Raw genomic sequence first — 14,531 nt, forward strand, 5'->3', positions numbered from 1 at the left:
GGCACCGGGCTCACGGCAAGCCGCAGCCCCGCAGCACCATGTCGAGCACATGGCGGGTGGCGCGGTGCTGTTGGGCGGCATCCAGCACGCCCACGCCGAGCACGGCCTGGACCTGTACCGCAAAGTCGGCGTAGGTCTGGGTAGCGGCCCAGATGGTGAAAAACAGGTAGGTGCTATCCACCGCGCGCATGCGGCCCTGGGCGATCCAGCCGTCGATCACTGCGGCTTTTTCGCGCACCAGCGGGTTGAGGGTGGTGGCAAGCATGTCGCTGATCTCGGGTGCGCCGTGCAGCACCTCGTTGGCGAACACCCGCGACGCCTGCGGGCGGGCGAAGGCTATGCGCATCTTGTCGCGGATATAGGTCTCCAGCGCGGTGCGCGGGTCGGCCTCGGGGGTGATGCCCTGCACCGGCACCAGCCAATCGTCGAGCAAACGCGCCAGCACCGCGCGATACAGGGTGCGCTTGTTGCCGAAGTAGTAGTGCAGATTGGCCTTGGGCAGGGCGGCCGCCTCCGCGATGGCGGCCATGGTGGCGCCGCCGAATCCGGCACCCGCGAACACCTGTTCGGCGGCGTCGAGGATCAGGGTTTCGTTGGCTTCGCGCATCTGCCCCCGCATCCCCTTTTTGCCGCTAGCGACAGGCCGCTGCGGCAGATGCGGCTCCCCGTCCTCTGCAGTGTCCGCGATCACTGCGCGGTGCGGGAGCGCGTGCATGGCCTGAGTTCCCTGAGGGCTTACTTCTTCGGTGGCCAGGGCAGCTTGGCGGCCATGTCCCAGATGACGTGGCTATAGCCTTCCTTGCCAGGATTGGTCTTGATCACCGGATCGCTGCCGCCGGACAGCAGCACCTTGACCGTACGCTCATAGTCTGCGGGGTAGAGGTAGCCGATCTTGGGCGTATTGGCATCGGTGATGAGCTGGGCGATGCTTTTCATCTGGCGCTCCTGCACGGCCACCGTGGCGCTGCCGCTGGCATCTTGCGCGACCACGATCTTGGCCGCTTCCTTGGGATGCTTCACCGCATAGTCCCAGCCAGCGAACGATGCCTTGAGAAACTTCGCCATCTTGTCATCGAAGGCCTTGTCCTTGAGCTTGGGCCCCATGACATACAGGCCGTCTTCCAACGTGGCCACGCCCTCCTTCTGGTAGGAGAACACCACCAGATCGCTGGGCTTCACCCCTGCGTCGATGATCTGCCAGTATTCGTTGTAGTTCATCGCCGAGATGCAGGCGGCCTGGTTCTGCAGCAGGGGATCGACGTTGAAGCCCTGCTTGAGCACGGTGATGTCCTTGCCCGGCTTGTAGCCCAGCTTGCTCATCCAGTTGAAGAAGGGGTATTCATTGCCGCCGAACCAAACGCCCAGGGTCTTGCCCTTGAAGTCTTTCGGGCTGGTCACGCCGCTGGACTTCTTGCACACCAGCAACAGGCCGGAGTGGTTGAACACCTGCGCGATGTTGACCAGCGGCACGCCCTTTTCGCGCGAGGCCAGCGCGTCCGGCATCCAGTCCACCACCACATCGGCACCTCCACCCGCGATGACCTGCACCGGCGACACATCGGGGCCGCCCGGCTTGATGGTCACATCCAGCCCCTCGTCCTTGTAGTAGCCCTTGGCGGCGGCCACGTAATACCCGGCGAACTGCGCCTGCGGCACCCATTTGAGCTGCAGCGTGACCTTGTTGTCCGCGGCCAGCGCGGCGTGGCTTGCGCCCAGGCCGATCAGGGCGGCTGCGGCCCAGTGGCGAAGATGTCGAGACAGCAGATTCATGTTGCGCTCCTTGCGAGGTGGGGTGGGGTTGATGAAATCAGACGGCGCTGCGCACCGAGGGATGCCAGAAGGCGGCGCGGCGTTCCAGTAAGACCAGAGCCGCATAGGCCGCGGAGCCAGCGGCCGAGGCCACGGCAATGGCGGCCCAGACCAGGCCCATGTTCATGCGCGCCGCCTCGGTGGAAATGCGAAAGCCCAGCCCGACCGTGGGCGAGCCGAAGAACTCGGCGACGATGGCGCCGATCAGCGCCAGCGTGGCGTTGATCTTCAGCGCCGTGATCATCTGCGGCACGGCGCTGGGCAGCTTGAGCAGCCACAGCGTCTGGCGATGGCTGGCACCGTAAGTCTGCATCAACTCGGCTTCGAGTCGGCCCGCAGCGCGCAACCCGGCCAGGGTGGACACCAGCATGGGGAAGAAGGTCATCAGCGCCACGACTGCGGCCTTGGACTCCCAGCCGAAGCCGAACCACATCACGGCAATCGGGGCGACGCCGACCAACGGAACCGCGCTGGTCATCGAGGCGATGGGCAGCAGACCGCGCTGCAGAAAGCCATGACGGTCGATGGCCAGCGCCACGCCGAAGCCCAGACCGCAACCGATCAGCCAGCCTGCCAGCGCCTCACGCACCAGTGTCTGCATCGCGTCCTGCGCCAAAGTGCCAGCCCGGTCCACCAGCGAGGACAGCACCCACTGCGGCGCAGGCAGAATGACCCGCGGCACATCGAACGTCGTCACGCCGAGTTGCCAGAACAGCAGCGCCCACAGCCCGAGCACCGCGGCCGCGGACTGCGCATCCAGGCGCGAACCGTCGAGATGCGCGCAACGATGCACGGTAAGCAAAGCCATCAGCCCCAGCGCGACACACCCGAGCCAGAAGCCGCTGCCCGCCTGCGCCGCGCCGGTTGCGGGCGGCACGCCCAGCCACAGCAACCCGGCCGCCAGCGCCAGCAGCGTGAGGCCATACGTCATCCAGCGCCTGCTGGGCCACAGCAGACGCACGGCGGCAAGTAGCAGCAGACCGAGCGCGGCAAGGGCGCGCGGCTGGCTCGCGGCGTCGAGCGCCAGAGCCCCTGGCACGTCGGCCAGCAAGAGCATGGCGGCGCTCAGCGCAATAGCCAGCAGTGCGCACAGCGCCAGCACGCCACCGGGCGCGCGGCGACGCGGCGCAATGGCCGCATCCCTTTGTGAGGCCACCGCGGCCGTCAGTGTGATCGCGCTCATTGCGGCCTCCCGCCGCGTTTGCGCAGCACCAGACGTTCCAGCAAGGCCACCGCCGCCGTCAGCCCCAGACCCAGCAGCGCCGCCATGACCAGCGCCGCCCACATCTGCAAGATGTTGCCGTAGTAGGACGCGGTGAGCAGACGCGCACCCAAGCCACCCTGCGCGCCGGTGGACACCTCCGCCACCATCGCCCCGACCAGCCCTGCGGCAACGGCCACCTTCAGCGCCGGGAATACATAAGGCAGCGCCGAAGGCATGCGCAGCAGCCAGAACGTCTGCCACCGCGACGCGGCATAGGTGTGCAGCAGCTCGGATTCGATGCGCTGCGGCGCGCGCAGCCCTTGCACCATGGCGACGGTCACCGGAAAGAAGCACAGATACATGGCGATGACCGCCTTGGGCAGCAGGCCGCTCAGCCCCAGGCTGCCGAGGATGATGAGCACGATGGGCGCCAGCGCCAGCACCGGCACGGTCTGCGAGGCCACGACCCAGGGCATCAGCGCGCGCTCCGGGGTGCGGGCATGCACCATCAGCGCGGCCAGCACCCAGCCAAACAGGCCGCCGAGCACGAAGCCCAGCAAGGTGGCCTGCGCGGTGATCCAGGTCTGCAGCAGCAGGCTGCGCGGGGAGTCGAAGGGCCAGTCGAACAGGCCCTGCCACAGGGTGATGGCAATCTGGTGCGGCGCGGGCAGCACCGGGCGGGGCGCCGACCAGGTGGCCAGCAGCCAGTCGCTCCAGTTCCACGGCTTGTTCAGCGGTGCGAGCACCTGCTGCTCGGCGCTGTGGCCGTTGAGCAGCACGGCCAGCGCGTACCAAAGCAGCACCAGCACGGCGCCGACGACCAGCACCGGCAGCGTCCTGCCCTGACGCGCAGAGGCGATGTGCGCCGCAGGTACATGAGGCACCAATTGGGTCACGGGAATGGAGGCCATGACGATCAGTGATGTCCGTCGGCGAGCGCCTTGCGCACCGCGTGGACCAGCGCCGCATATTCGGGTGTGTCGCGCAGCTCCAGGGTGCGCTCGTCGGGCAGTCTGGAGTCGATCACCTCGACGATGCGTCCCGGGCGGGGCGACATGACGACGATGCGGGTGGACAAGTACACCGCCTCGGCGATGGAGTGGGTGACGAACACCACGGTGCGGCGCTCGCGCTGCCACAGCGCCTGCAACTGGGCGTTGAGGTCGTCGCGGGTGATTTCGTCGAGCGCACCGAAGGGCTCGTCCATCATCAGGATGCGCGGCTCGAAGGCCAGGGCGCGGGCGATGGACACGCGCTGCTGCATGCCGCCGGATAACTGCCAGGGATACTTGTTGTCGAAAGCAGCCAGGCCCACGCGGGCCAGATGCTCGCGCGCGACTGCGGCGGCCTGCTCCTTGCGCATGCCCTGGATGCGCAGCGGCAGCATCACATTGGCCAGCACCGTGCGCCAGGCGAACAGCGCCGGGGCCTGGAACACATAGCCGTAGGCGCGCGCCTGCCGCGCCTCGCGCGGGCTGAGGCCGTTGACCCACACCTCCCCCGCGCTGATGGACTCCAGATCGGCGATCACCCGCAGCAGCGTGGTCTTGCCGCACCCCGAGGGGCCGATGAGCGAGACGAACTCGCCCTGGCCGATGCGCAGATCGATGTCCTTGAGCGCCTGCACGGGCGCGTCGGCTGCGGGGTAGACCACGCTGACGCCGCGCACCTCGACCGCAGGCTTGGTGGCAGGAACAGACAAACGCGAGGCAGCGAACGGATCGATCAGGGCGGACATGCGGAGGACGTAAAAGTGAAAAGCTAACCAATTGGTCAGGGCTGCTGCAAGGAACATGCCCGGACGGGCTTCAACGCGCCACTCCTGCGCGTTCGAGCATGGCGTGTAACAGCACGTTGGCCCCAGCGGTGATGTGCTCGGGCTTGGCATCCTCGATTTCGTTATGGCTGATGCCGTCCTTGCAGGGAATGAAAATCATCCCGGTGGGCGCCAGACGCGCGGCGTACACCGCGTCATGTCCAGCACCGGACACCACGGGCATGTGCGAGTAGCCCAACTGCGCAGCCGCGCGCTGCACGGCGTCGATGCAGTCGGAATGAAAGGCCTGCGCCGGGTAGCTCGACACCTGTTCGATCTGGATGGACAGGCCGCTGTCTTGCGCCAGTTTTTGCGCGTAGGCCTTGACCTCATCGGCCATCTGGTCGACCGCGGCGTCGCTGCCGTTGCGCAGGTCGATGCTGAACTTAACCCGCCCTGGAATCACATTGCGGCTGTTGGGATGCACCTGCACCATGCCCACGGTGCCGCGCCCGTGTGGTGCGTGGCGCAGGGCGCAGGCCACGACCTCCTGCATCAGCTGCGTGGCCACTTGCAGCGCGTCGCGGCGCAAGGCCATGGGCGTGGGACCGGCGTGCGCCTCCATGCCGGTGACGGTGCAGTCGAACCAGCGGATGCCGAGCACGCCCTGCACCACACCGATGGTCACGTCGGCGTCTTCAAGCACCGGACCCTGTTCGATGTGTGTTTCGAAATACGCGCCCATGGGATGGTCGCCTGGCTCCTGCTCGCCGATATAGCCGATGCGTTCCAGTTCGCCCTTCACCGACTTGCCCTCGGTATCGGTGGCGGCGTAGGCATGCTCCAGGGTGAAGGCCTTGGCGAACACGCCCGAGCCCATCATCACCGGCACGAAACGCGAACCTTCCTCGTTGGTCCAGAACGCCACCTCGATCGGCGCTTCGGTCTGGATGCCGTGGTCGTTGAGGGTGCGCACCACCTCCAGCCCGGCGAGCACGCCGTAATTGCCATCGAATTTGCCGCCGGTCGGCTGGGTGTCGATGTGGCTGCCGGTCATGATGGGCGGCAGCGCGTTGTTGCGCCCGGCGCGGCGCATGAAGCCATTGCCGATCTTATCGATGGTGATGGTCATGCCGGCCTCGCGCGCCCAGGCCAGCACCAGATCACGGCCCTGTTTGTCCAGATCGGTCAGAGTCAGGCGGCACACACCGCCTTTGGGCGTGGCGCCGATCTGCGCCAGTTCCATCAGCGATTGCCACAGGCGGTCGCCATTGACGCGCAGCGCGGATACCGCGCTTTGCGGGGGAAGGTCGGTGCGAGTGTTCATGGGATCATTCTCCAGTGGGCGAGCAAGACTGCAATGGACTCAGAATCAGCGGGTCACGGCCACCGGCGCATGCAGCTTGCTCCAGCGCGCCATGGCGTCGAAGTGCGTGCTGAACGCAGGTCGCTGCACATAGCGCCCGGCGCCGCGTTCGGCGCGTAAGTCGCCGTGGAGATAGACCACCTTGCCCTGACTGATGGTGGCGGTCGGCACCCCGGTGACGGTACGGCCTTCGAACACATTGAAATCGCCCAGCGACTTCTGCGTCTTGACCGAGAGCGTGCGCGTGGCGGTCGGATCCCACAGCACCAGATCGGCATCAGCCCCGGCCGTGATGCAGCCCTTGCGGGGATAGATGTTGAAAAGCTTGGCGGCATTGGCCGAGGCGATGGCGACGAACTCGCTGGGGGTCAGCCGTCCGCTGTTCACGCCCGCGTCCCAGATCACCATCATGCGTTCCTCCACCCCGCCGCAACCATTGGGGATGCGGGTGAAGTCGTCCTTGCCAGCGGCTTTTTGCGCGGCGCAGAAGGTGCAGTGATCGGTGGCGGTGGTATGCAAATGTCCGGCCTGCAAGCCACGCCACAGCGCCTCCTGGTGTGATTTTTCGCGGAAGGGCGGGCTCATCACATGACCTGCGGCGGTGGCGAAGTCGGGGTTGCGGTAGGCGCTGTCGTCGACCGTGAGGTGCCCAGCCAGCACTTCGCCGAACACCCGCTGGCCACGGGCGCGGGCACGGGCGATGGCATCCGCGGCTTCAGCGCAAGACACATGCACGATGTAGATCGGCACGCCCAGCACATCGGCAATGGCGATGGCGCGCTGTGCCGCCTCGGCCTCCACCGCGGGCGGGCGGCTCAGCGGATGGCCCTCGGGCCCGGTGACGCCCAGCGCCTTCATCTCCTGCTGCAGCAGGAACACCAGTTCCCCGTTCTCGGCGTGCACCGTGGGCATGGCGCCGAGTTCCAGCGCGCGGCGGAAACTGCGCACCAGGGTTTCATCGTCGCACATGATGGCATTCTTGTAAGCCATGAAATGCTTGAAGCTGTTGACTCCTTCCTCGCGTACCAGAGTGGCCATATCGCGGTGCACGCTGTCGTCCCACCAGGTCACGGCGACGTGAAAGCTGTAGTCGGACGCGGACTTCTCGGCCCAGCCGCGCCACTTGCGGTAGGCGTCCATCAGCGGCTCCTGCGGGTCGGGAATGACGAAGTCGATGATGGTGGTCGTGCCCCCGGCCAGCCCGGCTGCGGTACCGCTGTAGAAATCGTCCATCGTCACCGTGCCCATGAACGGCAGCTGCATATGGGTATGCGGGTCGATGCCGCCGGGCATGACATAAAGACCCTCGGCATCGAGCACTTCGGCCCCGGCCTGCACACCCAGGTCCAGGCCCACGGCGACGATGCGGCCTTCGCGGCAGAGCACATCGGCGCGCTCGGCGCGGTCGGCATTGACTACGGTGCCGCCACGAATCAGCAGGGTTGAGGGCATGGGATTCTCCGGGATGGCGAGGGGGATCGGACGGCCGCGCTCAATTTGCACTCAGGCAGGCGCAGGCGGCGTTGTTGGGATGCTCGGTCCAGCGCAGCGGCTGCGCGCTGACCGGCTGGCCGGTGCGCGCGTCCACTTCGCCTGCCGCGAGGTCGCGCAGGGTGATGCAGTCGGGCACCGGGCAGACGTTGACGCAGAGGTTGCAGCCCACACAGTCCTCCTCTTTCACGACGAAGCGGCGCTGGCCGTCCACACTGGCGGTGATGGCCTGGTGCGAGGTGTCTTCGCATGCGATGTGACAGCGACCGCACTGGATGCACAAATCCTGGTCGATCACGGCCTTGGACACATGGTTGAGGTTGAGGTACTTCCAGTCTGTCACCGAGGGCAGCGCGCGGCCGCTGAGTTGGGCGATGCTGGCAAAGCCCATCTCGTCCATGTAATTGGACAAACCGTCACACATCTCCTGCACGATCTTGAAGCCGTACACCATGGCAGCGGTGCAGACCTGCACGCTGCCCGCGCCCAGAGCGATGTAGTCCAGCGCGTCACGCCAGTTGCCGATGCCGCCGATGCCTGAGATCGGCATGTCTGCTGTGGCGGGATCGCGTGCAATCTCGGCCACCATGTTCAGTGCAATCGGCTTGACCGCCGGGCCGCAGTAGCCGCCGTGCGAGCCCAGGCCGCCCGTGGAGGGCTGCATGGTGAGCGTGGCCGGATCGACGCCGATGATGGAGTTGATGGTGTTGATCAGCGACACCGCGTCGGCCTCGCCGGCCCGCGCCGCGCGCGCTGGGTAGCGCACGTCGGTGATGTTGGGGGTGAGCTTGACGATGACCGGCAGGCGGCTGTAGTGCTTGCACCAGGCGGTGACCATTTCGATGTATTCGGGCACCTGCCCCACGGCCGAGCCCATGCCGCGCTCGCTCATGCCGTGCGGACAGCCGAAGTTGAGTTCGATGCCGTCGCAGCCCGTGTCTTCGACCTGGGGCAGGATGGCTTTCCACGCCTGCTCCTCGCACGGCACCATCAGCGACACCACCAGGGCGCGGTCGGGCCAGTCGCGCTTGACCTGGGCGATTTCGCGCAGGTTCACGTCCAGCGGGCGGTCGGTGATGAGTTCGATGTTGTTGAAGCCCAGCAGCCTGCGGTCGGGGGTGAGCAGGGCGCCGTAGCGCGGGCCGTTGACGTTGACCACTGGCGGCCCGGCCTCGCCCAGGGTCTTCCACACCACGCCGCCCCACCCTGCCTCGAAGGCACGCACCACGTTGTAGGCCTTGTCGGTCGGCGGCGCCGAGGCCAGCCAGAAGGGATTGGGACTGCGGATACCCGCAAAGTCGATGCGCAGATCAGCCATAAGCGATTTCCCGATGTTGAGTGGCAGTATCTCTGGCTGCGCTCAGTTGCGCGTGAATGGAGTGCGCGGCACGTTTGCCGTGCTCCACGGCTTCGACGGTGAGTTCCAGACCGCCGATACAGTCACCGCCCGCCCAGACGCCAGGCAACGATGTGCGCCCTTGCGCATCGACCACGATGCGGCCCCGCGCCAGTTCCAGCCCGGCATCACGCAGCCAGGGGTTGCCCAGTGTCTGGCCGATGGCCTTGAGCACCATGTCGGCCACCAGCGTTTCGGTCTCGCCCGTGGGAAGCAGTCGGCCGTCTTGCAGCGTCTGACGTGCAAAGCGCACAGCTTGTACCTTGCCGTGCTTACCTATCACCTCCTCGGGCGCCAGCCAGTGGCGGATGGTCACGCCATGCGTCTGTGCCCAGTGTTGCTCATCCTTCGACGCGGACATGCTGGATTCGCCACGGCGGTAGACCATGGTCACCTGTTCCGCGCCAAGCAGCCTGGCCTGCACGGCGGCGTCCACGGCCGTCATGCCGCCACCGATGACCACGACACGACGGCCGAGCGGAATCTGCTCCAGATCCCTGGCCTGCCGCAACGCGGCAATGAAGTCCACCGCGTCATGCACGCCTTCCAGCATCTCGCCAGGAATGCCGAGAGAGTGTGTGTCGTCCAGACCGATGCCGAGGAACACGGCATCGAATTCGTCCCGCAGCGCCTGCAATTGCAGTGCGGATTCCAGCCTCCAGCCGTTGTGCAGGGTGATGCCACCGATGTCCAGTAGCCAGGCCACTTCCCGCTGCGCGTAATCACCGGCGGTCTTGTAAGCCGCCAGTCCGTATTCGTTGAGACCGCCCGGCTTGGCGCGGGCGTCGAAGACCTCCACGTCATAGCCTTGGCGCGCCAAGGTATGCGCGCAGGCCAGGCCGGCGGGTCCGGCGCCGACGACGGCCACGCGCTCCCCCAGACACGCCGCACGCTGAAAGACCTGCGGTCTCGGGCTTTGCATGAGCGTGTCGATCGCATGGCGCTGCAGGCGGCCGATGGCCACGGGCAGGTCCTGCTGGGTGTTGCGCACGCAGACCTTCTCGCACAGGTCTTCTGTGGGGCAGACGCGGGCACACATGCCGCCCAGCGGGTTGGCGTCGAGAATGGTTTGCGCTGCACCGCGCAGATTGCCGTCGGCAATGCGGCGGATGAAGGAGGGCACGTCGATCCGCGTTGGGCAGGCTCGGGTGCAGGGCGCGTCGAAACAGTACAGACAGCGCTCGGCTTCGAGTAGCGCCTGTGAGGCGGTCAGGGGAGGCACTGCATCGGCGAAGCGAGCCATCAGATCGGTGGCTGGCATCTCGGACCGCAGATGAGAAGACATGCTGGCAACTCCGGTTGGCTGTGGGCTGATTCAAACCTGATCAAACGGTCAGGTTGAGCTCACTGACGCAATCAGCGTGCCAGGCAGCAAAGCGTGCCCCGGCGTAGGAATGGGAGTCTTAGGGGTCAGTCTGACTTGAGGCGACCGCGCAGCCCGCCCGTTTGGCGTGCACGCCTGTCACGGACTGGTGCGGCTCGCACCAACTCGGTTAGAAAAAAACCCAGGCATCCATGCTCAGATTGCCGTAGTGCACGCCGCCGGCATGGTGCTGCGGACGGGCACCCGCACCGGCGGCACCCAGCGCCCAGAACAGCGGCAGCAGATGCTCGTCGGTGGGATGGGCGCGCGCGGCATGCGGTGCTCTGCGGCGATAGTCGAGCAGCGCCTCGTTGTCGCCACGGTCGATCATGCCGCGAACCCAGTCGACGAAGGCCTGCACATAGGGCGCTGGCGCTTCGTCGGTACGGGCGCCGGGGTGGAAGTCGTGCAGGTTGTGCGTGAGGCTGCCCGTGCCCAGCAGCAAGGCGCCCTGTTCGGTCAGTGGCGCCAGTGCCGCGCCCAGTCGGTAGGCGCCAGCGGCGTCGAGCGGCCAGGGCATGGCCAGCGGCACGACGGGCACATCGGCCTCGGGATACATCAGCCGCAAGGGCGACCAGACACCGTGATCGAGCCCGCGATGCGGGTCTTCATGCACCCGCCAGCCTGCGTCTTGCAGCAGACGCTCCACCCGCGGCGCCCACTGCGGCGCGCCGGGTGCGGGGTATTGCAGGGCATAGAGCGCGCGGTCGAAGCCGCCGAAATCGTGCACGGTCTCGGGCCGGGCGCTGGTGCCCACCATCGGCTCACGCGCCATCCAGTGCGGCGAGAAGGCGAGGATGATCTCGGGCCGCGGCAGAGCCCGACCGAGCGCCTGCAGCATGGGCCCGGCGGTGCCCGGCTCCAGCGGCAGCATGGGCGAGCCATGCGAGATGAACAGCGTGGGCATCGGCGAGGGCGCCATGGCGTTCAAGATGTCGAGCGCACGCCTTCGACTTCCACGCGCACGGCCACATCGTGACCCAGGCCAGCGGCGAAGGCGGTCATGCCGAAGTCCATGCGGTTGATCGTGGCGGTGGCGACGAAACCGCTGAGATAGCCGCCCCAGGGCTTGGGCAGATAAGGCACGTCGCCCGCGCCGATGAGCTTCACGTCGAAGGTCACGGGATGGGTCACGCCGCGCAGGGTGAGGTTGCCGTAGAGCTTGCCGTGGGTCTTGTCCTGCGGCACATAGCGGGTGCTGACGAAGCGGATGTCGGGATGCGCCGCCGCATCGAAGAAGGGCGTGGCCAGAAGGTCGGTATCGCGTTGCGGCAGGAAGGTGTCCAGGCTCTTGACGGGAATGACGATGTCGGCCTGGTCCTTCGCGGGATCGGCCGGGTCGAAGGTGTAGGTGCCTGTCACACTCTTGAACACGCCGGTGAAGCGGCCGACCCCGGCATGGCCGAGGGTGAACTGCACGCCGGAATGGTCGGGGTCGACCCGGTAGCTGCCCGCCGGGTCGGACATCTTGTGCGCATAGGGCTGGGGCGCGGACGGTTCGGAAGCCCAGGTCGGTGCGGCGGCCAGCACCAGGGCCAGACTGGCGACAACGGCGGCGGTGGCCGACCTGCGGGGGGAAGTGTGCATCATGGTGAAGTCCTTTCGTTAACGTCTGGGGAGGCTGTGGGTCATTGAGGAGAGACGACGAGATGAACCTTCACCGGAATGGCTGCGGCCACCACGCTGGTGTCCGACCACGAACCGGTGCCGAGGCCGAATGCGGTGCGATCGAGATCGAAGTGCGCGTCCATCACCAGGTTCTTGCCGTCGGGATGGGTGCTCACCCGCACGCGCAGCGGCTGGCTGTGGCCCTTGGCACTGAGCGTGCCGCTGAGCCAGTAGCGCCCGGGGCCGTCAGACGCGAAGCTGTTGGAAGCGAAGCGCGCCTGCGGATCGGTCTTGGCCGCCAGCCAGTCGGCCCCGGTGAGCAAGGCGTTGGTCTGAGCGCTGCCGGCATCGATGCTGGCGGCCTGCACCGTCACTGCCACATGCGACCCTGCAAGGTCACCTGGCATGAAGTCGACCTGCGCGCTCACGGCCTTGAAGTGCCCTTTCATCGGCACCCCCATCTGCGTGGCGGTGAAGGTCACGCTGGAAGCAGGCAGGGCGTGGGTGTAGGCCACGGGCTGCGCCCAGGCCGGAGCGATGCCCGCGGCAGCAAGTGCCAGTGCGAGCGTTGGAATTCCAATTCGAAGCTTCATGATGATCTCCTCACGATCGGAGTTTGGGCAACATGCGTGAGAGCACGCCGTCGCGGTCGATGAACTGGTGCTTGAGCGCAGCGGCCACATGCAGCGCCACCAGCGCGGCCAGGGTGTAATTGAGCGTGGCATGCACCAGCAGCAACAGATGCGCCGCGTCCTTGTTGGCGGGCAGCAGACTGGGCAGCGGCAGCACACCCCACCACACCACGGGCACACCGGCCGCCGAGCTGAGTGCCCATCCCGACAAGGGAATGAACAGCATGAGCACATACAGCAACTCGTGCATCAACGCAGCGGCGGCCTGCTGCCAGCGCGGCACCAGCTCAGGCAGCGGTGGCGGGCGATGCGTCAGCCGCCAGCCGATGCGCAGCACCACCAGCAACAGCACCGTGATGCCGAACCATTTGTGCCATGAGTACAGCTCGATCTTGAGCACCGAAAGCGGCAGGCCGTGCATATACAGGCCAAGCGGAAACAGGCCGAAGATCAGCAAGGCGATGAGCCAATGCAGCGCCTGGGCGGGCAAGGTGTAGCGGGCCACCTTGGGTGGCGACGAGGGTTTCATGCCTCGGCCTCCGCTCCACCGGCCTGCTCCAGCGCTTGCCGCAGCAGGTGCAGCGCCTGCTGCGTCGGGCCGAGCCTGGCGCTGTCAAAACCGGCAAGCGCCCGGCCGATATGGGCCACGTGCGCGGGGAATACGGTTTCGAACAGCGCTTGCCCCTGCGCGGTCAGCCGCACGATCTGGCCGCGGCCATCGCGAGGATCCGGCAGACGCTGCACCAGCCCCTTCTCCGCCAGCCGATCGACCACCCCCGTCAGCGTGCCTTTGGTGATGAGGGTTTTCTCACCGAGCTGCTTGGGGTTCATGCCCTGCGTATTCCCCAGCGTCGCCACCACGTCGAACTGCGCCGGGGTCAAGCCCATGCTGCGCACATGCCCGGCGGAAACCCGCTCGAAGGCCTGATAAGTGCGCACAAGCTCGCGCACCAGGGGGAGAAAGGGAGGAGTCGTTTTCACGGACAGAGCGGGCGAGAAGTCGTGTCGGCATATTAGTTCTGATTAGAACTATCTTTGCCAGAAGGGTCATGACGCGCCCCGCCGAGAAGCTCAACCCTGAAGACGTTCGCTGGCCGGATCGATCTGCGGCCCGCGATAAGTGAAGTCGCTGATGTGCACCGTGACCTGCTCGGGCGTGATCAGCACCACGCCATAGCCCGGCGCCTCATGGGTAAACAGGTCAGTGCCGGAAAGAAAGTCCAGCCCCGACTGATGTGCCGTGGCCGGTAGCGTCGAGAAAGGAATGCCGTGCCAACTGCCGGATATGGGCCGGTGGATGTGCCCGAAAAACAGGTGGCGAATGTGGTCATACTGGCGCAGCAGGGCGCCGAAGACCCGTGCATCGTCGGCGACGAGGTTGATGTCGTCGAAGGCCGGGATTCCGACCCCGAACGGCGGGTGGTGCATGAACAGAAAGACAGGTACACCGTCAGCCTGGGCCTCATCGAGCCTGGCGCGCAGCCATTCGACCCGGCCCGCGTCGAAGTAGCCCGCCGATCGTCTGCCCTGCGCGGCGTCGCCGATCACCGTGTCGAGCAGGATGAAGCGGCCGACCGAAGTCTCATGCGTCCACTGCACGAAGCCACTCGGGTCGACTGGCACCTCGGGGAACGCCACACGGAAAGCGCCACGCGCATCGTGATTGCCAATGAGCAGCAGCACGGGCATGGGCAGCGCGTGCAGGGCCTCGCGCAGGCTTCCGTAGGCGGCCGCTTCGCCCCAATGGGTGAGGTCACCCGTGATGACGCAGAGTTCGGCATCGGCATGCTGTGCGCAGATGTGCGCGACGGCCGCCTGCAACCGCGCCAAGGGATCGATGCCGTAAAGCGTACGACCCGGGGTGGTCAGGTGGGTGTCGGTGATATGAATGAACTTCATTCCAGCT

15 protein-coding genes are annotated in these 14,531 nt (G+C 66.5%); all 15 read right to left on the minus strand.

Annotated features, from left to right (window positions below):
• Window positions 1-10 precede the first annotated feature (10 nt).
• On the minus strand, window positions 11-607 hold the full coding sequence (locus ASC45_RS01315; protein ID WP_342665679.1) for a TetR family transcriptional regulator C-terminal domain-containing protein: 597 nt from the start codon (window positions 605-607) through the stop codon (window positions 11-13).
• Between the two features lie 128 nt (window positions 608-735).
• Entirely contained in the window at window positions 736-1,770 is a 1,035-nt protein-coding gene (locus tag ASC45_RS01320) for an ABC transporter substrate-binding protein (RefSeq protein WP_055449220.1), read from the minus strand.
• Between the two features lie 37 nt (window positions 1,771-1,807).
• Entirely contained in the window at window positions 1,808-2,992 is a 1,185-nt protein-coding gene (locus ASC45_RS01325; protein ID WP_245609904.1) for an ABC transporter permease, read from the minus strand.
• Window positions 2,989-3,924: an ABC transporter permease gene (locus tag ASC45_RS01330; protein ID WP_055449221.1), complete on the minus strand. Its 936-nt coding sequence runs from the start codon at window positions 3,922-3,924 to the stop codon at window positions 2,989-2,991. Before ASC45_RS01330 ends, ASC45_RS01325 begins: the two co-directional genes overlap by 4 nt.
• A 5-nt stretch (window positions 3,925-3,929) precedes the next feature.
• Complete coding sequence (locus ASC45_RS01335) at window positions 3,930-4,751, minus strand: ABC transporter ATP-binding protein (RefSeq protein WP_055449222.1); 822 nt, start codon at window positions 4,749-4,751, stop codon at window positions 3,930-3,932.
• Window positions 4,752-4,821: 70 nt separating this feature from the next.
• On the minus strand, window positions 4,822-6,096 hold the full coding sequence (locus tag ASC45_RS01340) for a Zn-dependent hydrolase (protein WP_055449223.1): 1,275 nt from the start codon (window positions 6,094-6,096) through the stop codon (window positions 4,822-4,824).
• A gap of 45 nt (window positions 6,097-6,141) precedes the next feature.
• Complete coding sequence (hydA, locus tag ASC45_RS01345) at window positions 6,142-7,587, minus strand: dihydropyrimidinase (RefSeq protein WP_055449224.1); 1,446 nt, start codon at window positions 7,585-7,587, stop codon at window positions 6,142-6,144.
• Between the two features lie 40 nt (window positions 7,588-7,627).
• On the minus strand, window positions 7,628-8,944 hold the full coding sequence (gene preA, locus ASC45_RS01350) for an NAD-dependent dihydropyrimidine dehydrogenase subunit PreA (protein ID WP_055449225.1): 1,317 nt from the start codon (window positions 8,942-8,944) through the stop codon (window positions 7,628-7,630).
• Window positions 8,937-10,307: an NAD(P)-dependent oxidoreductase gene (locus ASC45_RS01355; protein WP_055449226.1), complete on the minus strand. Its 1,371-nt coding sequence runs from the start codon at window positions 10,305-10,307 to the stop codon at window positions 8,937-8,939. Before ASC45_RS01355 ends, preA begins: the two co-directional genes overlap by 8 nt.
• 208 nt (window positions 10,308-10,515) lie before the next feature.
• Entirely contained in the window at window positions 10,516-11,307 is a 792-nt protein-coding gene (locus tag ASC45_RS01360; RefSeq protein WP_055449227.1) for a dioxygenase family protein, read from the minus strand.
• A 5-nt stretch (window positions 11,308-11,312) separates the two neighbouring features.
• On the minus strand, window positions 11,313-11,975 hold the full coding sequence (locus ASC45_RS01365; RefSeq protein ID WP_055449228.1) for a YceI family protein: 663 nt from the start codon (window positions 11,973-11,975) through the stop codon (window positions 11,313-11,315).
• Window positions 11,976-12,013: 38 nt separating this feature from the next.
• Window positions 12,014-12,586 carry a YceI family protein gene (locus ASC45_RS01370; protein ID WP_055449229.1) on the minus strand — a complete coding sequence of 191 codons (573 nt, stop codon included), beginning with the start codon at window positions 12,584-12,586 and terminating at the stop codon, window positions 12,014-12,016.
• 10 nt (window positions 12,587-12,596) lie between these two features.
• A complete protein-coding gene (locus tag ASC45_RS01375; RefSeq protein WP_055449230.1) occupies window positions 12,597-13,154 on the minus strand; it encodes a cytochrome b in 558 nt (185 codons plus the stop codon).
• Window positions 13,151-13,606 carry a MarR family winged helix-turn-helix transcriptional regulator gene (locus ASC45_RS01380; RefSeq protein ID WP_055449231.1) on the minus strand — a complete coding sequence of 152 codons (456 nt, stop codon included), beginning with the start codon at window positions 13,604-13,606 and terminating at the stop codon, window positions 13,151-13,153. Before ASC45_RS01380 ends, ASC45_RS01375 begins: the two co-directional genes overlap by 4 nt.
• 90 nt (window positions 13,607-13,696) lie before the next feature.
• Window positions 13,697-14,524 (minus strand): phosphodiesterase, encoded by an 828-nt coding sequence (locus tag ASC45_RS01385; RefSeq protein ID WP_055449232.1) that lies wholly within the window; start codon window positions 14,522-14,524, stop codon window positions 13,697-13,699.
• Window positions 14,525-14,531 lie beyond the last annotated feature (7 nt).

This window comes from Thiomonas bhubaneswarensis (assembly GCF_001418255.1).
Lineage (GTDB): Bacteria > Pseudomonadota > Gammaproteobacteria > Burkholderiales > Burkholderiaceae_C > Thiomonas > Thiomonas bhubaneswarensis.